Origin of the sequence: Frigoribacterium sp. Leaf8, from assembly GCF_001421165.1 — a bacterium.
GTDB lineage: Bacteria > Actinomycetota > Actinomycetes > Actinomycetales > Microbacteriaceae > Frigoribacterium.
This window is the reverse complement of sequence record NZ_LMKB01000005.1, coordinates 149,309-173,479: the sequence shown is the minus strand read 5'-3', so window position 1 is coordinate 173,479 and position 24,171 is coordinate 149,309. Positions and strand designations below refer to the sequence as shown.

The window sequence follows — 24,171 nt, the reverse complement described above, 5'->3', positions numbered from 1 at the left end:
CGCATGTCCACTCTCGAGATCCGTGACCTCAAGGTCAGCATCGACACCGACGCCGGCCCCAAGCCCATCCTCAAGGGCGTCGACCTCACCATCAACGAGGGCGAGATCCACGCCGTCATGGGCCCCAACGGCTCGGGCAAGTCGACGCTCGCCTACACGATCGCCGGCCACCCCCGCTACAACGTCGACGGCGGATCGATCCTGCTCGACGGTCGCGAGGTGCTCGAGATGAGCGTCGACGAGCGTGCCAAGGCGGGCCTCTTCCTCGCCATGCAGTACCCCGTCGAGATCCCCGGCGTCACGGTCTCGAACTTCCTCCGGACGGCCAAGACGGCCCTGGACGGCGAGGCCCCCGCGATCCGCGGCTGGATCAAGGACCTCCGCGAGTCGATGACCGCCCTCAAGATGGACTCGGCCTTCGCCGAGCGCAACGTCAACGAGGGCTTCTCGGGTGGCGAGAAGAAGCGCCACGAGATCATGCAACTCGAACTCTTGAAGCCGAAGTTCGCCGTCCTCGACGAGACCGACTCCGGTCTGGACGTCGACGCCCTCAAGATCGTGTCCGAGGGTGTCAACCGCGCGAAGGCCAACACCGGCCTCGGTCTGTTGCTCATCACGCACTACACGCGCATCCTCCGCTACATCAAGCCCGACTTCGTCCACGTCTTCGTCGACGGCCACGTCGCCGACGAGGGCGGCCCCGAGCTGGCCGACCGTCTCGAGAACGAGGGCTACGACCGGTACGTGACGGCAGCCGCCGCCGAGGCCGCCGCGACCTCGGCGGTCTGACCATGGCCGTCGCACTCAGCCCCGAGAAGTTCGACCAGACCATCGAGGCCCTGAAAGAGGTCGTCGACCCCGAGCTGGGCGTCAACATCGTCGACCTCGGTCTCATCTACGACCTGGCGATGGACGAAGAGCACGAGAACGCCCTCATCATCAGCATGACGCTCACGAGTGCAGGCTGCCCGTTGACGGACGTCATCGAGGGCGACACGGCGAACGCCTTGGACGGGGTCGTGGACGCGTTCCGCATCAACTGGGTGTGGATGCCGCCGTGGGGCCCCGACCGCATCACGGACGACGGACGCGACATGATGCGAGCCATCGGGTTCTCCATCTGAGAGTCGCCCGACGACGCGACACGACGAAGCCCCGCCCCTCCGAGAGGGGCGGGGCTTCGTCGTCGCGTCCCTCGCCGGGCACGCCGGGGGAGCGGGAGGCAGCTAGTCGCCGATGCGCTTCAGCGCACGCCAGGCGAGCGGCAGGGCCGCCGCCGCGATCAGCCACTTGGCGATCCCGCCCACGATGAACGGGTACAGACCGGCGGCGAGGACGCTCGGCAGGTCGTTCGGCAGGCCCAGCGATCCGAGCACGACGGCCAGGTAGGGGAGGCCCACGGCGAAGGGGATCAGGCTCGCGAGGAAGAACGCGGCGGCAGAACGCCACCATTTCTTGTCCCATTCGCGCTCGGAGAGCCAGCCGATGACGGCAGCCGCCACGACGAATCCGATGACGAAGCCGAAGCTCGGCTTGAGGACGCTGAGGGGACCGCCCGAGAACTCGGCGAAGATCGGCAGGCCGGCGACTCCCAGCACGAGGTAGGTGGCCAACGACAGCGCCCCTCGACGGGCCCCGAGGGAGGCGCCGACGAGCATGACGCCGAGCGTCTGTCCCGTGACGGGCACCGGCCAGAGCGGCACCTGGACCTGCGCGAGCGCCGAGACGACGGCGACTCCACCGAGGACGAGGGCCACGTCGGCGGCGGCGCCCCGGGCCACCAGACGGTCGGCGAGGACCGGCCGTGAGGTCGATGCGGCAGTGTTCGTCATGGGGACTCCTAGAATGGGTAGGTTGATCGGCCGAGCGGCTGGTCGGCAGCGCAGTGCTGCGACCCTCTCCACACGACGTCCCCATCTTATGGGCGGCCCCCTTCCGGGCCCCGTTGTGGACTCCTCACCAATCGATTGGACATCTGCTGTGCTCTCCGTGCACGATCTCGAGATCCGCGTCGGCGCGCGCCTCCTCATGGCCGACGTCTCGTTCCGGGTCGACCGGGGCGACAAGATCGGCCTCGTCGGCCGCAACGGCGCCGGCAAGACGACCATGACCAAGACGCTGGCCGGCGAGACCCTCCCGACGGGCGGCAAGATCGAGCGCTCCGGAGAGATCGGCTACCTGCCGCAGGACCCTCGCAGCGGCAACCCCGAGGACCTCGCCCGGACGCGCATCCTCGACGCCCGAGGTCTCGGCCAGTTGCTGCTCGGCATCCAGGAGGCGACCCTGGCCATGGGCGACCCCGACCCCGCCGTCGCCGCCCGCGCCATGAAGCGCTACGGCGACCTCGACGACCAGTTCAACGCGCTCGGCGGGTACGCGGCCGAGGCCGAGGCGGCGTCCATCGCGAGCAACCTCAGCCTGCCCGACCGCATCCTCGACCAGCCCCTGTCGACGTTGTCGGGTGGTCAGCGCCGGCGCATCGAGCTGGCCCGCATCCTCTTCTCGGCGGCCGACACGATGATCCTCGACGAGCCGACGAACCACCTCGACGCCGATTCGGTCGTCTGGCTGCGCGAGTACCTGAAGACCTACCAGGGCGGCGTCATCGTGATCAGCCACGACATCGAACTCGTCGAGGAGGTCGTCAACCGCGTCTTCTACCTGGACGCCAATCGACAGGCGATCGACGTCTACAACATGGGTTGGCGGAACTACCAGCGACAGCGCGCCGCCGACGAGGAGCGCCGCAAGAAAGAGCGCTCGAACGCCGAGAAGCAGGCCTCGGCCCTGCAGAAGCAGGCGGCCCGGTTCGGCGCCAAGGCGTCCAAGGCCGCGGCGGCCCACCAGATGGTGGCACGGGCCGAGAAGCTCCTCTCCGGCCTCGACGAGGTCCGCGCGGTCGACCGCGTGGCGAAGCTGCGCTTCCCGACGCCGGTCGCGTGTGGCAAGACGCCGCTGATGGCCTCGAACCTCTCGAAGAGCTACGGTTCCCTCGAGATCTTCACGGCCGTGGACCTCGCCATCGACCGCGGCTCGAAGGTCGTCATCCTGGGCCTGAACGGTGCGGGCAAGACGACGCTGCTCCGCATCCTCGCCGGGGTCGACGCTCCCGACACCGGGCAGCTCGAACCGGGCCACGGGTTGCGGGTCGGCTACTACGCCCAGGAGCACGAGACGATCGACGTCAAGCGCAGCGTCCTCGAGAACATGGTGTCCTCCTCTCCGAACATCACCGAGATGGAGGCGCGACGCGTGTTGGGCTCGTTCCTCTTCACGGGCGACGACTCGGCGAAGCCGGCCGGCGTGCTGTCCGGCGGCGAGAAGACGCGACTGGCGCTGGCCATGATCGTCGTCTCGGGGGCGAACGTCCTGCTGCTCGACGAGCCCACCAACAACCTCGACCCCGCGAGCCGACTCGAGATCCTCGACGCCCTGAGCAACTACGAGGGGGCCGTCGTCCTGGTGAGCCACGACGAGGGTGCCGTCGAGGCCCTGAACCCCGAGCGAGTGCTGATCATGCCCGAGGGCACCGAGGACCACTGGACCCCGGACTACTCCGACCTGATCAACCTCGCCTGACCCGGGCACCGGCCCAAGCCCCAAGCCCCAGGCCCCAGGCCCCAGGCTCCCGGCCCTGGGTGCCGTGGGGCCCCGGTCCACCCGGTCCCGGCCGGCGGTCCGGTCAGCGGTGAGCGCCGTCCAGGATCTCGTCCTCGACGTCGTTGTCGTGGCGGGGTCGGGCGTCACGACGGCGCTGGCGTTCTGCCTCGCGTTCGACGACTTCGTCGTCGTCCGCGTTCTGGTTGCGGTACTCCTGGCGGAACACGTAGAACAGGAACCCGAAGGCACCGACCGCGAACATGAGCCACTGGACGAAGTACGACAGGTTCAGACCGGTGTCGATCTCGGGCTTCGTGGACGGCACGGGTGCCGTGGCCGGCGCGGGGCTCTCGCTGACGACCAGACCGTAGGCGCTCGAGTAGACGGGCTGCCCGACTCGCGATTCGACCTCGCTGAGTTGGATGGTCGCGATCTGGTTCGTCCCGGGGACGCCCGTGCGGTCGCCCAGTGCCGGCTCGCCCGGCTTCAGGCGTGCGACCACGGTGACGTCGCCCGGAGGAGGCGCGGGCACGACGTCGGGGGAGTCCTGGGCGTTGCCGGTGGGTACCCAACCGCGGTCCACCACGAAGACGTCGCCCTGGGTGGTGCGGAACGGGACGAGGACCTCGAAGCCGGGTTGGCCGTTGAGCGGACGGTTGCGGACCAGCAACTCGTCGTCGGTGAGGTAGCGCCCCGTCATCTCGACCGGTTGCCACTCCTGGGCCGCGTCGTAGGACGACAGTTCGGGCAGGGCCTGGTGGAGGGGGACCGGGTCGGCGTCGTAGGTCTGCTCGAGCTGGTGCACGACCGCGAGCTTCTCGTCGTGTCGGGACCACTGCCAGTGCGCGAGGAACACGCAGATGATCGCGAACGCGACGGCGACGGCGAGGTAGCCCAGCCATCTGCGTGAGAGGGCGAAGCGGATGTTCGTCACCGCGCCTCCGTTCCGACCTGTTCGACGACCTCTGACACCCCCGTCACGACGACCGGGAAGTCACGTGCCGCGAGGAACTCGCGCAGGAAGTCGACGTGCTCGTCGCATGCCGACCACACCTTGACCCGGTCGATGCCGTGGATCTTGGGGTTGCGCCAGTGGACATTATGCCGTGCCTCGGCTCGACAGGAGGCGCGAGAGCACTGGACGCCGACGGGATCGAGACCGAGCATCAGACGGTGGGCCGATCGTGGTCGGGCTCGCCGGGATCGTCGTCGGACGGGGCTGCGGGGCCCGCAGGACCGGCGTCGCCGTCGACCACCGTCGGTCGGAACGGCGCCGGGGGCTCGCGGTACAGCTCGATGCCGCCGGGGCTCTCGACCGCGTCGCCGGACTCGTGACCGACGTTGGCGAACACCACGGCGATGTACGGGATGACGACGGCACCGATGACGGGCAACAACGTCCACCACCCGAGGGGGAAGACGAAGCAGAGGGCGATGCAGACCAACCTGATGCCCATCGCCACCAGGTACTTGACCATGCGGGAGTGCCGGTCGTCGGTGGGGGAGGGGGGCAGGGACGTGATCGTGTTCGAGGCCTTCACGGGGCACACCTCGATGTCGGGAGGAGGGTGGACGCACCACGGACGGGTGCCGGATCGATCTCGGGGACCAGACGTCCGGGGGACCGCCTCGATCCTAAGACCCGGGTCCGACAGTAGGCTGGTCGGCGGCCTGCCGATCACAGGTTCGCCGTGAGTCCGCCGCACCGAGCGGTGGCCGTCGAGATCGCCCCCGAGGAGACCACCCATGACCACGCCCCGCACCGTCCTCGTCACCGGCGGCAACCGAGGCATCGGCTTCGCCATCGCGGAGGAGTTCGTCGCCCAGGGACACCGCGTCGCCGTCACCGCCCGGAGCGGTCAGGGCCCCGAGGGCACGCTGACCGTCGTCGCCGACGTCACCGACGCCGCCTCGATCGACGCGGCCTTCAGCACCGTCGAGGCCGAGCTCGGCCCGGTCGAGGTCGTCGTGGCCAACGCCGGCATCACGAAGGACGGTCTGCTCATGCGCATGACCGAGGACGACTTCACCTCGGTCGTCGACACCAACCTCGGCGGGGCCTTCCGCGTCGTGAAGCGGGCGTCCAAGGGCATGCTCAAGGCCCGGTTCGGGCGCATCGTCCTCGTGTCGAGCGTGGTCGGCCTCTACGGCGGACCGGGCCAGGCCAACTACGCGGCCTCGAAGGCGGGCCTCGTCGGCTTCGCCCGCTCCCTGACCCGCGAGCTCGGTGCCCGCGGCATCACCGCCAACGTGGTGGCCCCCGGCTTCGTCGAGACCGACATGACCGCCGTCCTCCCCGAGGCACAGCAGGCCGAGTACAAGAAGAGCATCCCCGCCGGCCGGTACGGCACGACGGCCGAGGTCGCGAAGACGATCACGTGGCTCGCGGGCGACGACGCCGCCTACATCTCGGGTGCCGTGATCCCCGTCGACGGCGGCCTCGGCATGGGCCACTAGGCCCACCGGGCAGGAGGCGCGGGTCGACCACCGACGGGCGCCCGCCTCGTCCGGTGGCTCAGCCCCGGAGCCCGAGCAGGGGCAGCACCTGGGACAGGTCGTTCGTCCCGACGACCACGTCGGCGCGCTCCCGGACCCGCGGCTTGGCGTTGAACGCCACCGAGAGCCCTGCCACGGCCATCATCTCGAGGTCGTTGGCCCCGTCGCCGACCGCGACGGTGTGCGCGAGGTCGACCCGCGCCTCCTCGGCCCATCCGCGAAGAGCGGCGGCCTTGGCGTGCGCGTCGATCACGGGACCGGAGACCCGTCCGGTCAGCCTGCCCCCTCGGAGCTCGAGGCGGTTGGCCCGGCGGAAGTCGAGCCCCAGGTCGTCCGCGAGCGGGTCGAGGGTCTCGTGGAACCCACCGGACACGACGCCCACCAGACCGTCGGCGGCATGGACGCCGTCGACGAGTTCACGGACGCCGCGGGTCGGCGTGAGGTGCGCTCGGACCTCGGCGAGGACCGACTCGGGCAGACCCTCGAGGGTCGCGACGCGCTCGGCGAGACTCGCGGCGAAGTCCAGCTCGCCGGCCATGGCCCGGGAGGTCACGTCCTCGACGTGTGCCCGGGTGCCGGCGGCGTCGGCGAGGAGTTCGATGACCTCGTCCTCGATGAGGGTGGAGTCGACGTCGAGGACGATGAGGAAACGCGGCACGCCGACAGCCTAGGGCCGCCGACGCACCGCGCCGCTCGTGTGACTCCGGGCGTCTACTGGTCGACCCGGACGCCCTTGCCGACCACCGTGATGCCGGAGGGCGTGACGGTGAACCCGCGGGCCCGGTCGGCCTCGGGATCGACGCCGACGGAGGCGCCGGCCGCGATGACGACGTCCTTGTCGAGGATCGCCCGGTTGACGACGGCGTTCGGGCCGACGTGGGCCCGCTCGAAGACCACCGAGTCGACGACCCGCGAGCCGCTGTCGAGGGTGCACCATGGCCCCAGGACGCTGCGCTCCACGTGCGCTCCCGAGAGCAACGAACCGAGCGACACGATCGAGTCGATCGTCGTGCCGAGGTTGCCGTGGCCGTCGCGGACGAACTTCGCGGGGGGCGAGTTGAGCTGCTGGCTGAAGATCGGCCAGTCGGTGTTGTAGAGGTTGAAGATCGGCAGGGCCGAGATCAGGTCGCGGTGCGCGTCGTAGAACGAGTCGATGGTGCCGACGTCGCGCCAGTAGTAGCGGTCGCGCTCGGTCGACCCGGGCACCTCGTTGCGGTTGAGGTCGTACACCGCCGCGTCGCCCCGGGAGACGAAGTCGGGGACGATGTCCCCGCCCATGTCGTGGTTGGAGTCGGGCTTCTCACCGTCGCGCAGCACGGCGTCGATCAGGACGTCCGCATCGAAGACGTAGTTGCCCATCGACGCGAGGATCTCGTCGGGGGAGTCCGGCAGGCCCGTGGCGTCGGTCGGCTTCTCGAGGAACCGGCCGATGCGGGTCGGGTCGTCCGAGTCGACCTCGATCACGCCGAACTGGTCGGCCAGCGAGATGGGCTGACGGATGGCGGCGACGGTGACCCCGGCGCCCGAGGCGATGTGCGCCTCGATCATCTGCGAGAAGTCCATGCGGTAGACGTGGTCGGCACCCACCACGACGACGATGTCGGGCTTCTCGTCACGCAGGAGGTTCAGGCTCTGCAGGATCGCGTCTGCGCTGCCGGCGAACCATCGCTTGCCGAGCCGCTGCTGGGCCGGGACCGAGGCGACGTAGGCACCCAGCAGGCCCTCGATGCTCCAGGTCTGCGACACGTGGCGGTCGAGGCTGTGCGACTTGTACTGGGTCAGGACGACGATCTGCCGGAGACCCGAGTTGATCAGGTTCGACAGGGCGAAGTCGATGAGACGGTAGTTGCCACCGAACGGGACAGCGGGTTTCGCGCGGTCGGCGGTCAGCGGCATCAGGCGTTTGCCCTCGCCACCAGCCAGGACGATGCCGAAGATCTTCTTTGATGCCATGGGGCCAGAATGGCACGATTCGCGGTCGCACGACTACGGTGAACCACGTGCGAGTCGATGTCATCACCAAGGAATACCCGCCCAACGTCTACGGGGGAGCGGGCGTCCACGTCGTCGAACTCGTCAAGGCCCTGCGTCAAGGCGTCGAGGTGCAGGTCCGTGCCTTCGGCGAGGTCGACCCCGAACCCGACACGACCGGGTACCCCGACCTGCCCCAGCTCGACCAGGCCAACGCCACGCTGCGCACCCTCGGCGTGGACGTCAGCATGGCCCAGGACGTGGCCGGAGCCGACGTCGTCCACAGCCACACCTGGTACGCGAACGCGGCCGGCCAGTTGGCCCAGATGCTGCACGGGGTCCCGCACGTCCTGACGGCACACAGCCTCGAACCGCTCCGACCCTGGAAGGCCGAACAGCTCGGAGGCGGCTACCGCGTCTCGAGCTGGATCGAGCGTCAGGCCTACGAGACCGCCGACCGCGTCATCGCGGTCAGCGACGGGATGCGCCGCGACATCCTGCGCTCCTACCCGTCGATCGACGAGTCGAAGGTCCAGGTCGTCTACAACGGGATCGACCTCGAGGGCTGGAAGCGCGTCGACGACGCCGAGCTGGTCCGCAGCCTGGGCATCGATCCCGACCGCCCCTCCGTCGTCTTCGTCGGTCGCATCACCCGCCAAAAGGGCCTGCCGTACCTGCTGCGCGCGGCCAAGCTGCTGCCGGCCGACGTGCAGCTCGTGCTCTGCGCCGGCGCGCCGGACACCCCCGAGATCATGGCCGAGGTCACGGGTCTCGTCCGAGAGTTGCAAGAGGAGCGCACCGGTGTCGTGTGGATCGACACCGTGCTGCCCCGTCACCAGCTCAGTGCGGTGCTGAGCGCCGCCACCACCTTCGTCTGCCCCTCGGTGTACGAACCCCTCGGCATCGTCAACCTCGAGGCGATGGCCTGCGGCGTTCCCGTCGTCGGGTCCGACACGGGCGGCATCCCCGAGGTCGTCGCGGACGGTCTGACGGGCCGGATCGTGCCCCTCGACCAGGTGCAGGACGGCACCGGCACCCCGGTCGACCCCGACCGCTTCGTGGCCGACCTGGCGGCCACCCTCACCGAGGTCGTCTCCGACCCGGCACTCGCCCGCCTCATGGGACGAGCCGGCCGCATGAGGGCCGAAGAAGAGTTCTCGTGGTCGCGGATCGCCGAGCAGACGCTGGGGATCTACGAGGGCCTGCTCAACTAGGCTGAGGACCATGCCTACCGTCCTGCAGCTCACCGATGTCTCGATCGTCCGAGGCGGCACAGCCGTCGTCGACAAACTGACCTGGACGGTCGACTCCGACGAGCGCTGGGTCGTGCTCGGCCCGAACGGTGCCGGCAAGACGAGCCTGCTGCAGGTCGCCGCCGCGCAGAGCCACCCGTCCTCGGGCGAGGCCAGCATCCTCGGCTCCGACCTCGGCTCCGTCGACCTGTTCGACCTGCGGCCACGCATCGGCTTCGCCTCGACGGCCATCGCCCGGCGCATCCCGGCGAAGGAGAAGGTCGTCGACGTCGTCCTGACGGCCGCCTACTCGGTCACCGGGCGCTGGAACGAAGAGTACGAGGGCGTCGACGTCCGTCGGGCGCACCGCGTTCTCGACGAGTGGAAGCTCGACCACCTCTCGGACCGTACCTTCGGCGAGCTGAGCGACGGCGAGCAGAAGCGCGTCCAGATCGCCCGCTCGGTCATGACCGACCCCGAGTTGCTGCTGCTCGACGAGCCGGCCGCGAGCCTCGACCTCGGCGCCCGCGAAGAACTGCTGCAGATGCTCTCGGGCTACGCCTCGTCCGAGGGCGCTCCGGCCATCGTCATGGTGACCCACCACGTCGAGGAGATCCCCAAGGGATTCACGCACGCCCTGCTGCTCGACCACGGCTCCGTAGTGGCCGCCGGTCCGCTCGACGAGGTCATCACGGCCGAGACCCTCGGCGCCACGTTCGGCGTCGAACTGCGGGTCGAGTCCGACGGGGGCCGGTACTCGGCCCGCGCCGCGGGCTGAACCGCGCCTCCTACGATCCGGGCCGTCGGTCTGGTATCGTTGACAGCTGGCCCGCAGCGATGCTGCAAGCGCCTCCTGAACTCACCATCATCACTCGTTCGCTAGACCTAGGACAATCATGAAGACCGACATCCACCCCGAGTACAAGCAGATCGTCTTCCGGGACCTCGCGTCGGGCGCCACGTTCCTCACGCGCTCCACGACGACCAGCGACAAGACCATCGAGCTCGACGGTGAGACCTACCCGGTCATCGACGTCGAGATCTCGTCCGAGTCGCACCCGTTCTACACGGGCAAGCAGCGCATCCTCGACTCGGCCGGTCGCGTCGAGAAGTTCAACTCGCGCTACAAGAACTTCGGCAAGTAGGCCACAGCCCACACGCCCGAAAGAGGCGGTCCACTTCGGTGGGCCGCCTTTCTCGTGCGCCCGGGTGAGGGTGCCCGACCGAGAAGGTGCACGTCGTGTGACACCGCGGCGCAGGAGGCGCGGGCGAGCCCAGGAAGCGGAGGAGCGGGCGACCCAGGAGGCGCGGTGGGGCGATCGTGCTCAGGCGAACGGCAGTGGGCGGTGCGGCCAGTCACCGTGAGCGGTGAAGGTGGGGTCTTTCGCACGGCGCATGTACTGCTGGAAGCTCTCGGCCTGGGTCGAGCACCACCCGACCTGGAGGTCGTGCAACTCGGTCACGGGCACGTCGAGGCGATCGGGATACCGCTTGGCCATCGCCTGGGCGACACGGCCGGCGGCGATCGCGTCGGCCCCGGCGTCGTGGGCGTCGTCGAGCGAGACGCCGTAGACGGCCGCGGCGGCCTCGAGGGTGCGTTTGCCCTTGCGGTAGGTGTCGACGGCCTTGTCGATGACGAGCGGATCGACGACGCAGCCGATCTCGCCCACCTCGCCGAGAGGTTCGACACCGTGGCGGCGGGCCTCACGGTCGAGCAGCGTGAGGTCGTAGGGCGCGTTGTAGACGACCAACGGCACACCGCGGGCGAAGACGGCACGGATGGCCGCGACGATCTCGGCCACGACCTCGGCGGCCGGTCGCCCCTCGGCTCGGGCCCGCTCGGTCGAGATGCCGTGGACGGCGCTGGCCTGCTCGGGGATCTCGACGCCCGGATCGGCCAACCACTCGCCGTGTGCGACCGTCGCACCGGTGGCGTCGATCAGGCCGACGTGCGCGGTGACGATCCGGGCCGTCTCGACGTCGATGCCCGTCGTCTCGAGGTCGAAGACGCCGAGGGCCTGCCACCAGGCGGCCGGCGGCTCGCCCACGGCCGCGAGGTCGGGGGCGGTGCCGGTCGTGTCGGTGTCAGTCACTCTGTGAGCTTAGGAGGCGCCACCGACAGCGGGTGCCGCCGCCACGGGCACGTCGCCGACGTGCAGCCAGAAGAACGCCTGCGTGCCGAGGGTCAGGGTGACCTTGCCCTCGTCGTCGAACGAGGGGAACTGCGCTCCGCCGAAGAGGTCGACCAACGTGCGCCCGGCGAACTGCGGGGCCACGATGTCGACCGAGGTCGGGTTGTGACCGAACGAGAAGACGCAGAGGATGTCCTCGGCCGAGTCGCCGAACTGCGTGCCGGCCCCCTCGTAGGACCGGACGAACGACAGGACGGACTCCTGGTTCGTCTCGAGCACCTCGAGGGTGCCGAGGCCGAAGGTCGGGTGGGCCTTGCGCACGTGGATGACGTTGCGGACCCAGTGCAGCAGCGACCGCGACTGCGCCAGCTGGCTCTCGACGTTGACCAGGTTGTAGTTGTAGACGAGCGACTGGACGACGGGCAGGAAGAGCTTGCCCGGGTCGGCGGTCGAGAAGCCGGCGTTGCGGTCGGGCGTCCACTGCATCGGCGTGCGGGACGAGTCGCGGTCCGGCAGCCAGATGTTGTCGCCCATGCCGATCTCGTCGCCGTAGTACAGGAACGGACTGCCGGGCAGCGAGAAGAGCAGCGCGTGGACGAGTTCGAGTTCGGCACGCGAGTTGTCGAGCAGAGGAGCGAGGCGACGACGGATGCCGATGTTCGAGCGCATGCGGGGGTCGTACGCGTACCAGCCGTACATCGCCTGCCGGTACTCCTCGCTGACCATCTCGAGGGTGAGCTCGTCGTGGTTGCGGAGGAAGACGGCCCAGGCCGCGCCCGGGGGCACCTCGGTCGTCTCGGAGAGGATGCGCTTGAGCTCGTCGGCGCTCTGGGCGCGCAGCGAGTAGAAGATGCGGGGCATGACCGGGAAGTCGAAGGCCATGTGGCACTCCGGCTCGTCCTCGGTGCCGAAGAACGCCGCCGTCTCGGCGGGCCACTGGTTCGCCTCGGCGATGAGCACGCGACCCGGGAACTCCTCGTCGACCATGGCGCGCAGACGCTTGATGAACTCGTGCGTGGCCGGTTCGCCCTCGCCGTTGCCCTCTTCGGTCTCGAACAGGTACGGGATCGCGTCGAGGCGGAGCCCGTCGACGCCCATCGCCAGCCAGTGACGGACGACGTCGAAGACCGCTTCTTGGACGGCGGGGTTCTCGAAGTTGAGGTCGGGCTGGTGCGAGAAGAAGCGGTGGAAGAAGAACTGACGACGCACCGGGTCGAACGTCCAGTTCGACTCTTCGGTGTCGACGAAGATGACGCGGATGTTCGAGTACTCGTCGTCGGTGTCGCGCCAGACGTAGAAGTCGCCGTAGGGGCCCTCGGGGTCTTCGCGGCTCTGCTGGAACCACTCGTGCTGGTCGCTGGTGTGGTTCAGCACCATGTCGATGACGATGCGCATGTTGCGCTCGTGCGACTTCGTGACCAGGTCGCGGAACTCGTCGAGTGTGCCGAACTCGGGCAGGATCGCCTTGTAGTCCTGGATGTCGTACCCGCCGTCGCGCAGGGGCGACTGGAAGAACGGCGGCAGCCAGAGGGCGTCGACGCCGAGCCACTGCAGGTAGTCGAGGCGGGTGAGCAGACCCTGGAGGTCGCCCGCCCCGTCCCCGTTGCTGTCGACGAACGACCGCACCATCACCTCGTAGAACACCGCACGGCGGTGCCAGTTGGGGTCGAGGGTCAGTCCGGGCTGCTGGATCGGGGCAGTGAAGCTCACCCGCCCACCCTACGGGCGCGCGCCCCGGGACGCGCACTCCGACCAGCGCGTCGCTCGTAGACTCGGGCTCGTGATCGTCCGACCCCCGCGCGTGAAGTCGCCCTACCGTGCCCGCCTCGACGCCCGACCGGTGCGCGATGACGCCGTCGAGGTCGCCGGCAGCCTCACCCGCTACTGGACGTACGAGCCTCCCGAGGGGCAGGAGGCGCGGGTCACCGTCGTCGCGGTGCACGGCTTCCGGGGCGACCACCACGGTCTCGAACCGGTCGTGGCGCACCTCGACCACGCGAGGGTGGTCATGCCCGACCTGCCGGGCTTCGGCGAGTCGACCCCGCTCGACGCCGAGCACAGCGTCGCGGCGTACGCGCGCTGGCTGACCGCGTTCGTGGCGACCCTCTCGCTCGGTGACGACGTCGTGGTGCTGGGGCACTCGTTCGGCTCGATCGTCACGTCGGCCGCGGTGGCCGACGGGCTCCGCGCCTCCCGGTTGATCCTGGTCAACCCGATCGCCGCCCCTGCCCTGCAGGGCCCGCGCGGCGTGGTCACGCGTCTGGCCGTCTTCTACTACTGGGCCGGCGCGGCCCTGCCCGAACGTGCCGGTCAGCAGGTGCTGCAGAACGCGGCCGTGACGAGGTTCACCAGCCTCGCCATGGTCAAGACCCACGACCGGGCCCTGCGCCGCTGGATCCACGACCAGCACGACAGCTTCTTCTCGCGGTTCTCGGACCGTCGCGTGGTGCTCGACGCGTTCCGCGCATCGGTCTCGAGCGACGTGAGCACGTACGCCGCCCGCATCAGCGTGCCCACCCTGCTCGTCGCCGCCGACCGCGACGACATCACCGCCCTGCCCGCCCAGCACCGACTGCAGGCGCTCTTCCCCGACGCCACGCTCGACGTGATCGAGGGCGTGGGCCACCTGATCCACTACGAGAAGCCGCGCCAGGCCGCCGCCGCGATCGAGGCCTTCGTCCGATGAGGATCGTCGTCGACTGCCGCTACGTCCGCGTCGGACGCCACGACGGCATCAGCCGCTTCAGCGCCGGCGTGGTGTCGGCGCTGGCCGAGCGCCACGAGGTGACGATGCTGGTGAGCGACCCCCGCCAGCTCCACGCGTTGCCCGACGCACCCCACCTGCTCGTCAGCGCGCCCACGAGCGTCCTCGAGCCGCTCGTGGCCCGGCAGGTGAACGCGCTGCGCCCCGACGTCGTCTGGTCGCCCATGCAGACCATGGGTTCCGCCGGACGCCGGTACCCGCTCGTCCTGACCCTGCACGACCTGATCTACTACACGAACCGCACGCCGCCACCCGAGTTCGCCTGGCCGATCAAGCTGCTCTGGCGGCTGTACCACCTGGCCTGGTGGCCGCAGCGGGTGCTCCTGAACCGGGCCGACGCCGTCGTCACCGTGAGCCGCACGACGCGGGACGAGATGCGTCGCCACCGCCTGACCCGGCGTCCCGTGACGGTGGTGTACAACGCGGCCGACCCGGTCGACCCCGTCGAGCCCCGCACCGCGCCGGCGAGCCGCGACCTCGTCTACATGGGGTCGTTCATGCCGTACAAGAACGTGGCCGCGCTGGCCAGGGCACTGCCGTTGCTCGACGGGTACCGACTGCACCTGATGAGCCGGGTGTCCGGGGCCGAGCGCGCCTCCTTGACGGCCCTGGCACCCGCCGGGTCGTTGGTCTTCCACGACGGGGCGAGCGACGACGAGTACCGCGAGACCCTGCTGGGGGCGACGGCCGTCGTGACGGCCTCGCGCGCCGAGGGCTTCGGCATCCCGCTCGTCGAGGGCATGGCACTCGGCACGCCGGCCGTGGTCAGCGACATCCCGATCTTCCGCGAGATCGGCGGAGACGCGGCGCTCTACTTCGACCCGTCGTCGCCCGCGTCGATCGCCGCGGCCGTCCGACGACTCGAGGGCGAGTGGGAGGCGCGCTCGGCCGCGTCGGTCGAGCAGGCCGCCCGGTTCAGCTGGCGTGACTCGGCCGACGTGTTGCTGCGCCTGCTGGCCGACGTCGCCGCAGCGGGCGGCCACCAGCGTCGACGCCCGGGACGCTGACCCGTCGGCGGCCGGGGCCGGCGGCTCAGGCCGGTTCGGCCGCGTCGCGCTCGAGCGGGTTCTGGTACTCGAACGAGTAGGTGCCGGCGCGTTCGGACTCGACCTCGATCGGGTCGTCGAACTCCCGCAGCGTCAGGGCGTCGCCCGTGAACTCGAACGAGTGGACGGACCCGTTGCGGATGGGCACGCCCAGGTGCGCGTCGGTGTCGGGGGAGACGTGGTTCACGACCGCCCGGATGACCGCGCCGTGCGTCGTGACGACCACGGACGAGCCGGCGCCGTGCCGCGCCGCGATCGAGGCGAGGGCGGGCAGCACCCGTGCGACGAGGGCCCCGCGGCTCTCACGACCGGGCACCGGGGTGCCGTGGGGGAACCGTGCCTCGACCTGCTCGCCGGTCAGCCCCTCGGCGTCGCCGTAGCGACGCTCGGCGACCTCGGGGACGAGCTCGGGCGCGGCCAGGCCCAGGCGCTCGGCGATGATGGACCCGGTCTCGGCCGCGCGCGACAGAGGGCTGGCGACGACGGCGTCGAACCGACGCCGGGCGAGCAGGTCGCCGGTCTCTCGGGCCTGCGACCGACCGAGGTCGTTCAGGGGGATGTCGGTGGAGCCCTGGATGCGTCGGGCGCGGTTCCAGTCGGTCTCGCCGTGGCGGACCAGGTACAAGAGCGTCATCGTTCCTCCGGTGGGCACGGCCCGGGGGTCAGGCGCCCAGGTGCTCGGCCAGGGCCGCCAGGGTCTCCGACGTGCCGGCGTCCAGCTTAACCGTGGCCCGCGAGTCGCCCTTGGTGACGCCGCGGTTCAGGACGACCACGGGCAGCTTGCGGCGCGTCGCCTGGTCGAGCAGGCGGATGCCGCTGTTGACGACGAGCGAGGAGCCGGCGACGAGCAGCGCCTCGGCGCCGACGACCATCGAGCGCGCCTCGGCGAACCGCTCGGTGGGCACGAACTCGCCGAAGAACACGACGTCGGGTTTGAGCAGGCCGCCGCACACCGTGCAGGTCGGCACGACGAACGCGTCGATGTCGTGCACCTCGACGTCGCCGTCCGGGGCGAGCCGCACCTGGTCGGGCTCGTCGATCCAGGGGTTCTCGGCGGCGAGGCGGGCCGCCACCATGTCGCGGGCGAACGCCTGCCCGCAGGTGAGGCAGACGACCCGGTCGACGGTGCCGTGCAGGTCGACGACCCGGCGCGACCCGGCGCGGACGTGCAGGTTGTCGACGTTCTGGGTGATGACGCCGTTCGTGACGCCGGCGGCCTCGAGCCGGGCCAGCGCCCGGTGCCCCTCGTTGGGCCCGGCGGCACGGAAGGACTTCCAGCCGAGGTGGCTGCCGGCCCAGTAGCGCTTGCGGTAGCTCTCGCTCGAGAGGAACTGCTGGAAGGTCATGGGGTTGCGGGGCGGAGCACCCTCGCCCCGGTAGTCGGGGATGCCCGAGTCGGTGCTGACCCCCGCCCCGGTGAGCACGGCCACGCGGCGCCCGCGGAGGGCCTCGACCGCGGCCTCGAGGGCCTGCTCGTCGGTGGGGGCCGCGGGGGCGTTCGACACGGGTGGGGCTCCTTCGGGTGCGGTGACGCTAGCCTAAACGCGTCCCCCTCCGATTCGATTCCAGCGGTCGCCCGTCCGCCGGGGCCGTCCCCCGTGGAGCACCGTGCACGTCACCCGCATCACCGACCTCGACCACGAGGCACTCGCCGACTACAACCGGCTCACCGACGTCGCCCTGCGGCGCGTGACCGAGCCGGAGGGCGGCCTCTACATCGCCGAGTCGACCAAGGTCATCGAGCGGGCGCTGCGGGCGGGCCACGTGCCCCGGTCGGTGCTGATGACCGACCGGTGGTTGCCCGACATCGAACCCCTCGTGGCCGACCACGAGGGCGAGATCTTCGTCGGCGACGCGGCCCTGCTCGAGACGCTGACCGGCTACCACCTGCACCGGGGGGCCCTCGCCGCCATGCACCGTCCCGAGCTGCCGACGGTCGAGTCGGTGCTCGACGGCGCGCGGCGCGTCGTCGTGCTCGAGGACATCGTCGACCACACGAACGTGGGCGCGATCTTCCGAGCCGTCGCCGGCTTGGGGGCGGACGCCGTCCTGATCACCCCGCGCTGCGCCGACCCGCTCTACCGGCGCAGCGTCCGCGTCAGCATGGGCACCGTGCTGCAGGTCCCGTGGACGCGCCTCCCCGAGTGGCCGGCCGGTGCCGGGCTGCTCCGCGAGGCGGGGTTCGAGGTGGCCGCCCTGGCGCTGAGCGACGACGCGGTCACCCTCGACGCCTACGCGGCCGCGCCTCCGGACCGCGTCGCCCTGCTGCTCGGCACCGAGGGCGACGGGCTCAGCCGGGCCGCCCTGCGGGCCGCCGACACGGTGGTGACCATCCCGATGCTGCACGGCGTCGACAGCCTCAACGTGGCCGCCGCCTCGGCCGTGGCCCTCTGGGCCCTGCGTCTGCCGGCGGACGGGTCGGCGGCGGTCGCGTGACCGGTCGCGTGACCGGAGTCGACGGGCGTCGTCGACCCGGCGTGGTCCGGAGGCGCGTGGGCGTGGTCGCGCTGCTCGCCCTGGTAATCGCGGTCGGCGGCTACGTCCCCCTGGCACTGCTCAGCCCGCTGGCGCCCGCCGCGGCGGACGTCGCCTCGTACGCCGCACCGGCCGAGGAGGCTCCCGACCTGACCTTCCCCGCCTACGGCGCGACGGCGGTCGAGGCGATCGGCTGGGACGACAGCCTGACGACGAGCGGCGACGAACGACCCCGTCCGATCGCGAGCATCAGCAAGGTGGTCACGGCCCTCGTCGTCCTCGACGAGAAACCCCTCGACGGCGGTGACGGCCCGTCCCTCACCTTCGGCCCGGCCGAGGCGGCCCTGGTCGACGCGTACCGCGCACGGAACGGCAAGGTGGCACCGATGGCCGCCGGGCAGGTCCTCACCGAGCGGCAGGTGCTCGAGGTCATGCTGATCGAGTCCGCCAACAACTACGCCGAGGTGCTGGCCCGGTGGGCGTTCGGCAGCGACCAGGCCTTCGTCGACGCGGCGCGGTCCTGGCTCGACGGCCACGGCCTCTCGTCGACCACGCTCGTCGAGCCCACCGGGTTGTCGCCGCAGAACACGAGCACCTCGACCGACCTGATCGCGCTAGGCCGACTCGCCCTGGCCGACCCCGACGTCGCCCGCACGGTCGGCACGGCGACGACGTCCGTGCCCGGCATCGGCGAGATCAGCAACAGCAACGAACTGCTCGGGCTGGACGGCGTCGTCGGCATCAAGACGGGGACGCTCGACGAGGCCGGCGCCTGCCTGCTGTTCGCGGCCGACTACACGATCGGCGGGCGACGGGTCACGGTCGTGGGCGCCATGCTCGGCGGCGTCGACCACGACCAGCTGGACCGCGACGTGCAGGCCCTGCTCGCGAGCGTCGCGGAGGGCTTCCGGACCATCACGCTGACCAGCCGCGGCGACGCCTTCGCCGACTACGAACTGCCCTGGGGCGACGAGGCCCGAGCGGTGGCCGCGGAGGACGCCACCGTCCTCGTCTGGGGCGACGAGACCGTGCAGGCGTCGGTCGAGACCGACGACGTGGGCGCGGCCCCGGTCGGGACGCGCGTGGGCGACGTCACCTTCACCGTCGACGGAGAACCGCACGTCGTGCCCCTCGAACTCGACGCGGGCATCGGCGAGCCGGGCGCCTGGTGGCGCTTGACGCATCCCGACGAGGTGTTCTGACCCGAGCGTCAGTCGTCGGTGCGGTGGACCACGGTGACGGCGTCCGGTCGCTTGGCCCGGACCAGGTCGCCCGACGACTGGTGCCGGATGCGCCGTACCACCCAGGGCACGAGGTACTCGCGGGCCCAGCCCATGTCGTCGGCCCGTGCGTTGCGCCAGGGGCGACGCTCGAGCGGCTCGGGCTCGTAGGGCGCGAGGTCGTTCTCGACCGCGAGGGCCTGCAGGACCATCCGCGCGATCGTGTGGTGGCCGAGGGGACTGAAGTGCAACCGGTCGGGCGCCCACATCCGTGGGTCGACGAGCTGACGCAACGCCCACATGTCCGCGACCACCGCGTCGTGTCGCAGCGCGATGGCGTGGACGTGCTCGTTGTAGATCGCGACCTTTCCGCGGAGACGACCGAGGACCGGGGTGAGGCCGATGTCGGGCCCGGTGAAGACCACGACCGTGGCACCGTCGGACCGCAGTCGCGCGACCAACCCCTCGAAGCCCGCGGCGACCTCGTCGGGGTCGGTGCCGGGACGGATGATGTCGTTGCCCCCGGCCGACACCGAGATGAGGTCGGGCCGCAGGGCGAGCGCGGCCTCGGACTGCTCGTCGATGATCTGCTTCAGCAGGCGGCCCCGCACGGCGAGGTTGGCGTACGCGAAGTCCTCGGTCGAGGAGCCCAGCACCTCGGCGACGCGGTCGGCCCAGCCCCGGTGCCCCCCGGGGGAGCGCTCCTCGGGGTCGCCGATCCCCTCGGTGAACGAGTCGCCGAGGGCGACGTAACGGGACCACGGGTGTTGCTGACTCATGCCACCAAACTACTCTCGACGCGTGCCCGCACCGAAGCCCGCCCCTCCGTCCGACCCGACCCGCGCCTCCTGGTCGCCCGGCGAGCTGCTGCCCGACGAGCTGCTCGAGCGCTTCCGGGGGCGGGCCGCCGACCACGACCGCGAGAACACGTTCCCCCACGACGACCTCGCCGAGCTGCGCGAGCGCGGCTACCTGAGGGCGTTCGTCCCGGAGCACCGAGGAGGCGCGGGTCTCGGACTCGAGCAGGTCGCGTCCCTGCAGTCACGCCTCGCGGCGGCGGCCCCGGCCACGGCGCTGGCGGTCAACATGCACCTGGTCTGGACCGGGTGCGCGGCCGTGCTGCACGCCCGGGGCGACGACTCGCTCGACCTCGTCCTCGAGGACGCCGCGCACGACGAGGTCTTCGCCTTCTGGGTGAGCGAGCCCGGCAACGACCTCGTCCTGTCCGACTCGGTGACCTCGGCCGAACCCACGGGCGACGGCGGCTACCGGTTCACCGGCACCAAGGTCTCCACGTCGCTCTCGCCGGTCTGGACGCGCCTCGGCGTCTTCGGACGGGACGACTCCGACCCGGAGGCGCCGGCCCTCGTCCACGGGTTCGTCCACCGCGAGCAGCCGGGCCACGCCTCGCTCGGGGACTGGGACACCATCGGCATGCGCGCCACGCAGAGCCACACGACCCGGCTGACCGGGGTCGAGGTGCCCGCCTCACGCATCGTCCGTCGACTGCCCGTCGGCCCGAGCGACGACCCGTTCGTCTTCGCGGTCTTCGCCGTCTTCGAGACGACCGTCGCCGCCGTGTACCGGGGCATCGCCCGCCGGGCCCTCGAGCTCGCCGTCGAGTCGGCACTCGGGACGACCTCGCGGCGTGCCGGAGGAGCGGCGAGGGCGCTCGACCCCGTCGTCCGCTGGCGCGTCGCCGACGCCGGACTGGCGGTCGACGGACTCGAGCCGCAGGTCGACCGGGTCGCCCGCGACGTCGACGAACTCGTCGACCACGGGGCCGACTGGCCTCGCCTCGTCGTCGGGCTCAAGACGCGCGCCACCGGGACGGCCCGCGCGGTGGTCGAGCAGGCGGTCACGGTGGCCGGGGGGTCCTCGTACCGGTCGTCCTCCGAGCTCGGGCGCCTGCAACGGGACGTCCTCGCCGGACGCTTCCACCCGTCGAACACCGACTCGGCGCACGCGACCATCGCGGCGGCGCTCCTCGGACCGGGTTCCTGACGGGTCGACGCACGCGGCCGCACCGGGGGCCGCACCCCGGGCGACGACGATGTCGGTGGCGCGTGTGAGGATGCTCCGGTGAGCAAACAAGACGGCAGCGGGCGGATCGTCACGACGGTGCCGACCGACGACGCGACCGCGCCGATCTTCCACGTCGACATGGACGCCTTCTTCGCGTCCGTCGAGTTGCTCGACCACCCCGAGCTCCGGGGCCGACCCGTGGTCATCGGGCACCGCTCCGACCGGTCGGTCGTCACGGCCGCCACCTACGAGGCCCGCAAGTACGGCGTCAACTCGGCGATGCCCATGGCGATCGCGTTGCGTCGCTGCCCGCAGGCCGTCGTGCTCGAACCGCACTTCGAGAAGTACCAGCACTGGTCCTCACGAGTCATGTCGATGTTCGACGACGTCACGCCGCTGGTCGAACGCCTCGGCATCGACGAGGCGTTCCTCGACGTCAGCGGGTCGATCCGCCTGATGGGTTCGCCGTTCGAGATCGCCACGGCACTGCGTCGTCGGGTCCATGCCGAGACCGGGCTGCACTGCAGCATCGGGGCCGCGTCGACCAAGTTCGTCGCCAAACTCGCGTCGAGCGTCGCCAAGCCCGACGGGCTCCTGCTCGTACCGCACCGCCACACCCTGGCCTTCTTGCACCCGCGGCCGATCAGCGCGCTCTGGGGCGTGGGCGGCAAGACCGAACAGGTGCTGCTCGACCGCGGCCTCCGAACGGTCGGCGACGTCGCCTCGGCCCCTCTCGACATGCTCGTCCATGCGGTCGGGCCAGCCGCGGGCGCGAAGCTGCACGACCTGGCGTGGGGTCGCGATCCCCGCAGCGTCCACACCGAGACGGCCGAGAAGAGCGTCGGCAACGAGAACACGTTCGGCACCGACGTCGTCGACCCCGTCGTCGTCCGACGTGAACTCCTCCGCCTGAGCGACAAGGTCGGCACCCGTCTGCGGGCCGCAGGCGTGAGCGGTCGCACGGTCGTGCTCAAGTTGCGGACGACCGACTTCGTGACGATCACGCGGTCCCGGACGCTCGCCGACCCGACCGACCTCGGGCGACGCATCTACGACGAGGTCGTGTCCCTCTACGAGGCCACGGGCAAGCAGCACGAACGCATCCGGCTCGTCGGCGTGCGCGTCGAGCAGCTCAGCGAGGGGACGGGCGGTGACTCGCTCGGCCTGTGGGACGACGACGCCGACTGGCGCGAGGCGGAGTCGACCATGGACGCCCTCCGGGCCAAGTTCGGCTCGGCCATGCTGACGCCGGCCTCGCTGCTCGGCACCTCGCGGCGTCGACCCGGCGCCTCCGGTCGAGATGCGGGTGCCGCGTCCGTCGACGACGCCGGTCGAGGGTAAACTCGGTTCGAGTGAGCACCGCCAACGCATCCGACCCCGCCGGGGGTGAGCAGCACCTCGACGGCCTCTCGTCCGACCCTCTCGACGTCGGCGTCTCGGCAGGCAACTCGGCCGCCGAACACCTCTCGCCCGCGTTCCCCGAGCGGGCCGCCTGGGGCACCGCCAGCAAGTTGCGCGCGTGGCAGGCCGACGCCCTCGAGCTCTACTTCTCGACGATGCCGAGGGACTTCCTCGCGGCGGCCACACCGGGCGCCGGCAAGACGACGTTCGCCCTCCGCCTCGCCACCGAACTCCTGTCCCGCGGCGAGGTCGACCGCGTCGTGGTCGTCGCCCCCACCGAGCACCTGAAGCGCCAGTGGGCCGACGCCGCCGACCGGGTCAACCTCCGCCTCGATCCAATGTTCAAGAACGCCGACGGCACCTTCGGGCGGCACTACCACGGCATCGCCGTCACCTACGCCCAGGTCGGCATGAAGCCCGAGGTGCACAAGGCCATCACGACGGCCGGTCGCACCCTCGTCATCCTCGACGAGGTGCACCACGGCGGCGACGCGCTCAGTTGGGGCGACGGCATCCGCGAGGCCTACACCGGTGCCACCCGCCGTCTCTCGCTGACGGGCACCCCGTTCCGGTCCGACACGGCTCCGATCCCGTTCGTGCAGTACGCCCCGGACGAGCACGGCATCCGCACCTCGAGGGCCGACTACTCCTACGGCTACGGCCGTGCCCTCGCCGACGGCGTGGTGCGACCCGTCCTCTTCATGGCGTACGCCGGTCAGATGCGCTGGCGCACCCGGATGGGCGACGAGATGAGCGCGTCCCTCGGCGAAGCCGTGACCAAAGACATCACGGCCCAGGCCTGGCGTACGGCGCTGTCGCCGCAGGGCGACTGGATCCCGGCCGTGCTCTCGGCGGCCGACAAGCGCCTCACCGAGGTGCGCCGGGGCGTGCCCGACGCGGGTGGTCTCGTCATCGCCACCGACCACACCGCGGCTCGGCAGTACGCGGCCGTGTTGCAGAAGCTCACGGGTGAGCGCCCCACCGTCGTCCTGAGCGACGAGAAGGCCGCCTCCGACCGCATCCAGGCCTTCTCCGACGGCGACAGCCGCTGGATGGTCGCGGTCCGGATGGTCTCCGAGGGCGTCGACGTCCCGCGTCTCGCCGTCGGCGTGTACGCCACCTCGGCTTCGACGCCGCTCTTCTTCGCCCAGGTCGTGGGACGGTTCGTCCGAGCCCGCCGACGGGGCGAGACCGCGTCGATCTTCCTGCCGAGCGTGCCCAGCCTGATGGCCCTGGCCAACCAGCTCGAACTGCAACGCGACCACGCGCTCGACCGGCCCACCGACGCCGACGACGGCCTGTTCGCCCCCGAAGAAGACATGATGGCCGCGGCCAACCGCGACGAGAAGGCGTCGAGCCTCCTCGAGCAGCAACCGTTCGAGGCCCTGGACTCGCAGGCCTCGTTCGACCGGGTGCTCTACGACGGCGGCGAGTTCGGCACCGGAGGCGAGATCGGCAGCCTCGAAGAACTCGACTTCATCGGCATCCCCGGTCTGCTCGAGCCCGACCAGGTCCGCGACCTGCTGCGGCAGCGGCAGGCCACCCAGGCGCGACGGGCTCCGAAGACCGGGTTGCCCACGACCGCTCCGGTCGACGAGGCCCGACCCCTCTACCAGACCATCAAAGAGCAGCGGCAAGAGCTCAGCCGGCTCGTGTCGATCTGGTCGCGGCACTCGAACGAACCGCACGGGCTGATCCACGCGGACCTCAGGCGCATCAGCGGGGGCCCGTCCGTCGCTCAGGCCAGCACCGAACAGATCCAGAAGCGCATCGACGTGTTGCGCGGCCGCCTCGGCCAGCGCGCCTGAC

25 protein-coding genes are annotated in these 24,171 nt (G+C 70.9%); 14 read left to right on the top strand and 11 right to left on the bottom strand.

The window, feature by feature from the left end; translation table 11 throughout:
• The first annotated feature begins 3 nt into the window (after nt 1-3).
• Together sufC and ASL10_RS05600 are read left to right on the top strand one after the other, a co-directional pair.
• Nucleotides 4-789, top strand: coding sequence for a Fe-S cluster assembly ATPase SufC (gene sufC, locus ASL10_RS05605; RefSeq protein WP_056045210.1), 786 nt, complete (start codon nt 4-6; stop codon nt 787-789).
• Nucleotides 790-791: 2 nt separating this feature from the next.
• Nucleotides 792-1,124, top strand: coding sequence for a metal-sulfur cluster assembly factor (locus ASL10_RS05600; protein WP_043594998.1), 333 nt, complete (start codon nt 792-794; stop codon nt 1,122-1,124).
• A gap of 102 nt (nt 1,125-1,226) precedes the next feature.
• Here ASL10_RS05600 and ASL10_RS05595 read toward each other — a convergent pair whose 3' ends face one another.
• Nucleotides 1,227-1,832, bottom strand: a complete 606-nt coding sequence (locus tag ASL10_RS05595) for a biotin transporter BioY (protein WP_056045207.1) — start codon at nt 1,830-1,832, stop codon at nt 1,227-1,229.
• A 148-nt stretch (nt 1,833-1,980) separates the two neighbouring features.
• Between ASL10_RS05595 and ASL10_RS05590 the strand changes: the two genes are divergently transcribed.
• Nucleotides 1,981-3,579, top strand: coding sequence for an ABC-F family ATP-binding cassette domain-containing protein (locus ASL10_RS05590; protein WP_056045204.1), 1,599 nt, complete (start codon nt 1,981-1,983; stop codon nt 3,577-3,579).
• 103 nt (nt 3,580-3,682) lie between these two features.
• Here ASL10_RS05590 and ASL10_RS05585 read toward each other — a convergent pair whose 3' ends face one another.
• The 3 genes from ASL10_RS05585 to ASL10_RS16490 are packed head-to-tail and all read right to left on the bottom strand — an operon-like array spanning nt 3,683 to nt 5,141.
• Nucleotides 3,683-4,534, bottom strand: a complete 852-nt coding sequence (locus tag ASL10_RS05585) for an SURF1 family protein (RefSeq protein WP_056045201.1) — start codon at nt 4,532-4,534, stop codon at nt 3,683-3,685.
• Nucleotides 4,531-4,767, bottom strand: coding sequence for a hypothetical protein (locus ASL10_RS05580; RefSeq protein WP_056045199.1), 237 nt, complete (start codon nt 4,765-4,767; stop codon nt 4,531-4,533). The genes ASL10_RS05585 and ASL10_RS05580 overlap by 4 nt, the downstream gene beginning before the upstream one ends.
• Nucleotides 4,767-5,141, bottom strand: coding sequence for a DUF3099 domain-containing protein (locus ASL10_RS16490; protein WP_056045196.1), 375 nt, complete (start codon nt 5,139-5,141; stop codon nt 4,767-4,769). Before ASL10_RS16490 ends, ASL10_RS05580 begins: the two co-directional genes overlap by 1 nt.
• A gap of 205 nt (nt 5,142-5,346) precedes the next feature.
• Here ASL10_RS16490 and fabG point away from each other — a divergent pair, with 205 nt between their 5' ends.
• A complete protein-coding gene (fabG, locus tag ASL10_RS05570) occupies nt 5,347-6,057 on the top strand; it encodes a 3-oxoacyl-ACP reductase FabG (RefSeq protein WP_056045191.1) in 711 nt (236 codons plus the stop codon).
• A 58-nt stretch (nt 6,058-6,115) separates the two neighbouring features.
• On the opposite strand, the gene serB is transcribed toward fabG, so the two are convergent.
• Entirely contained in the window at nt 6,116-6,754 is a 639-nt protein-coding gene (gene serB, locus ASL10_RS05565) for a phosphoserine phosphatase SerB (protein WP_056045188.1), read from the bottom strand.
• Nucleotides 6,755-6,807: 53 nt separating this feature from the next.
• Entirely contained in the window at nt 6,808-8,049 is a 1,242-nt protein-coding gene (locus tag ASL10_RS05560; protein ID WP_054146106.1) for a glucose-1-phosphate adenylyltransferase, read from the bottom strand.
• Nucleotides 8,050-8,096: 47 nt separating this feature from the next.
• On the opposite strand from ASL10_RS05560, the gene glgA reads away from it, so the two are divergent.
• From glgA to ASL10_RS05545, 3 genes are all read left to right on the top strand, one after another.
• The gene (glgA, locus tag ASL10_RS05555) at nt 8,097-9,281 is read left to right on the top strand and encodes a glycogen synthase (protein ID WP_056047422.1); all 1,185 of its coding nucleotides are present in this window, start codon (nt 8,097-8,099) and stop codon (nt 9,279-9,281) included.
• Nucleotides 9,282-9,291: 10 nt separating this feature from the next.
• The gene (locus ASL10_RS05550; protein ID WP_056045184.1) at nt 9,292-10,077 is read left to right on the top strand and encodes an ABC transporter ATP-binding protein; all 786 of its coding nucleotides are present in this window, start codon (nt 9,292-9,294) and stop codon (nt 10,075-10,077) included.
• A gap of 118 nt (nt 10,078-10,195) precedes the next feature.
• Nucleotides 10,196-10,444, top strand: coding sequence for a type B 50S ribosomal protein L31 (locus ASL10_RS05545; protein WP_043594989.1), 249 nt, complete (start codon nt 10,196-10,198; stop codon nt 10,442-10,444).
• Between the two features lie 180 nt (nt 10,445-10,624).
• On the opposite strand, the gene ASL10_RS05540 is transcribed toward ASL10_RS05545, so the two are convergent.
• Both ASL10_RS05540 and treS read right to left on the bottom strand, forming a co-directional pair.
• Nucleotides 10,625-11,347 (bottom strand): 3'-5' exonuclease, encoded by a 723-nt coding sequence (locus ASL10_RS05540; protein ID WP_052505248.1) that lies wholly within the window; start codon nt 11,345-11,347, stop codon nt 10,625-10,627.
• Nucleotides 11,348-11,401: 54 nt separating this feature from the next.
• The gene (treS, locus tag ASL10_RS05535) at nt 11,402-13,141 is read right to left on the bottom strand and encodes a maltose alpha-D-glucosyltransferase (RefSeq protein ID WP_056045180.1); all 1,740 of its coding nucleotides are present in this window, start codon (nt 13,139-13,141) and stop codon (nt 11,402-11,404) included.
• Between the two features lie 70 nt (nt 13,142-13,211).
• On the opposite strand from treS, the gene ASL10_RS05530 reads away from it, so the two are divergent.
• Together ASL10_RS05530 and ASL10_RS05525 are read left to right on the top strand one after the other, a co-directional pair.
• Entirely contained in the window at nt 13,212-14,117 is a 906-nt protein-coding gene (locus tag ASL10_RS05530) for an alpha/beta fold hydrolase (protein WP_235452458.1), read from the top strand.
• Nucleotides 14,114-15,202 carry a glycosyltransferase family 1 protein gene (locus tag ASL10_RS05525; protein ID WP_056045177.1) on the top strand — a complete coding sequence of 363 codons (1,089 nt, stop codon included), beginning with the start codon at nt 14,114-14,116 and terminating at the stop codon, nt 15,200-15,202. The genes ASL10_RS05530 and ASL10_RS05525 overlap by 4 nt, the downstream gene beginning before the upstream one ends.
• 25 nt (nt 15,203-15,227) lie before the next feature.
• Here ASL10_RS05525 and ASL10_RS05520 read toward each other — a convergent pair whose 3' ends face one another.
• Both ASL10_RS05520 and ASL10_RS05515 read right to left on the bottom strand, forming a co-directional pair.
• Complete coding sequence (locus ASL10_RS05520; RefSeq protein WP_056045174.1) at nt 15,228-15,875, bottom strand: histidine phosphatase family protein; 648 nt, start codon at nt 15,873-15,875, stop codon at nt 15,228-15,230.
• A 28-nt stretch (nt 15,876-15,903) separates the two neighbouring features.
• Nucleotides 15,904-16,746 carry an NAD-dependent protein deacetylase gene (locus ASL10_RS05515; protein WP_056045171.1) on the bottom strand — a complete coding sequence of 281 codons (843 nt, stop codon included), beginning with the start codon at nt 16,744-16,746 and terminating at the stop codon, nt 15,904-15,906.
• A 103-nt stretch (nt 16,747-16,849) separates the two neighbouring features.
• Here ASL10_RS05515 and ASL10_RS05510 point away from each other — a divergent pair, with 103 nt between their 5' ends.
• Both ASL10_RS05510 and ASL10_RS05505 read left to right on the top strand, forming a co-directional pair.
• Nucleotides 16,850-17,677, top strand: coding sequence for an RNA methyltransferase (locus tag ASL10_RS05510; RefSeq protein ID WP_056045169.1), 828 nt, complete (start codon nt 16,850-16,852; stop codon nt 17,675-17,677).
• 8 nt (nt 17,678-17,685) lie between these two features.
• The gene (locus ASL10_RS05505; RefSeq protein WP_162234598.1) at nt 17,686-18,918 is read left to right on the top strand and encodes a D-alanyl-D-alanine carboxypeptidase family protein; all 1,233 of its coding nucleotides are present in this window, start codon (nt 17,686-17,688) and stop codon (nt 18,916-18,918) included.
• Nucleotides 18,919-18,926: 8 nt separating this feature from the next.
• Here ASL10_RS05505 and ASL10_RS05500 read toward each other — a convergent pair whose 3' ends face one another.
• Complete coding sequence (locus tag ASL10_RS05500; RefSeq protein ID WP_056045163.1) at nt 18,927-19,715, bottom strand: SGNH/GDSL hydrolase family protein; 789 nt, start codon at nt 19,713-19,715, stop codon at nt 18,927-18,929.
• A gap of 22 nt (nt 19,716-19,737) precedes the next feature.
• Here ASL10_RS05500 and ASL10_RS05495 point away from each other — a divergent pair, with 22 nt between their 5' ends.
• The 3 genes from ASL10_RS05495 to ASL10_RS05485 all read left to right on the top strand — a co-directional run bounded on the left by ASL10_RS05495 (nt 19,738) and on the right by ASL10_RS05485 (nt 24,170).
• On the top strand, nt 19,738-20,940 hold the full coding sequence (locus ASL10_RS05495; RefSeq protein WP_235452455.1) for an acyl-CoA dehydrogenase family protein: 1,203 nt from the start codon (nt 19,738-19,740) through the stop codon (nt 20,938-20,940).
• Between the two features lie 78 nt (nt 20,941-21,018).
• Entirely contained in the window at nt 21,019-22,302 is a 1,284-nt protein-coding gene (dinB, locus tag ASL10_RS05490) for a DNA polymerase IV (protein ID WP_056045159.1), read from the top strand.
• 11 nt (nt 22,303-22,313) lie between these two features.
• Nucleotides 22,314-24,170 (top strand): DEAD/DEAH box helicase, encoded by a 1,857-nt coding sequence (locus ASL10_RS05485; protein WP_056045156.1) that lies wholly within the window; start codon nt 22,314-22,316, stop codon nt 24,168-24,170.
• Nucleotide 24,171 lies beyond the last annotated feature (1 nt).

Coding starts and splice junctions, on each gene's coding strand:
- sufC (WP_056045210.1), top strand. CDS start 4: ATGTCCACTCTCGAGATCCGTGACCTCAAGGTCAGCATCGACACCGAC.
- ASL10_RS05600 (WP_043594998.1), top strand. CDS start 792: ATGGCCGTCGCACTCAGCCCCGAGAAGTTCGACCAGACCATCGAGGCC.
- ASL10_RS05595 (WP_056045207.1), bottom strand. CDS start 1,832: ATGACGAACACTGCCGCATCGACCTCACGGCCGGTCCTCGCCGACCGT.
- ASL10_RS05580 (WP_056045199.1), bottom strand. CDS start 4,767: ATGCTCGGTCTCGATCCCGTCGGCGTCCAGTGCTCTCGCGCCTCCTGT.
- fabG (WP_056045191.1), top strand. CDS start 5,347: ATGACCACGCCCCGCACCGTCCTCGTCACCGGCGGCAACCGAGGCATC.
- ASL10_RS05560 (WP_054146106.1), bottom strand. CDS start 8,049: ATGGCATCAAAGAAGATCTTCGGCATCGTCCTGGCTGGTGGCGAGGGC.
- ASL10_RS05550 (WP_056045184.1), top strand. CDS start 9,292: ATGCCTACCGTCCTGCAGCTCACCGATGTCTCGATCGTCCGAGGCGGC.
- ASL10_RS05545 (WP_043594989.1), top strand. CDS start 10,196: ATGAAGACCGACATCCACCCCGAGTACAAGCAGATCGTCTTCCGGGAC.
- ASL10_RS05525 (WP_056045177.1), top strand. CDS start 14,114: ATGAGGATCGTCGTCGACTGCCGCTACGTCCGCGTCGGACGCCACGAC.
- ASL10_RS05520 (WP_056045174.1), bottom strand. CDS start 15,875: ATGACGCTCTTGTACCTGGTCCGCCACGGCGAGACCGACTGGAACCGC.
- ASL10_RS05500 (WP_056045163.1), bottom strand. CDS start 19,715: ATGAGTCAGCAACACCCGTGGTCCCGTTACGTCGCCCTCGGCGACTCG.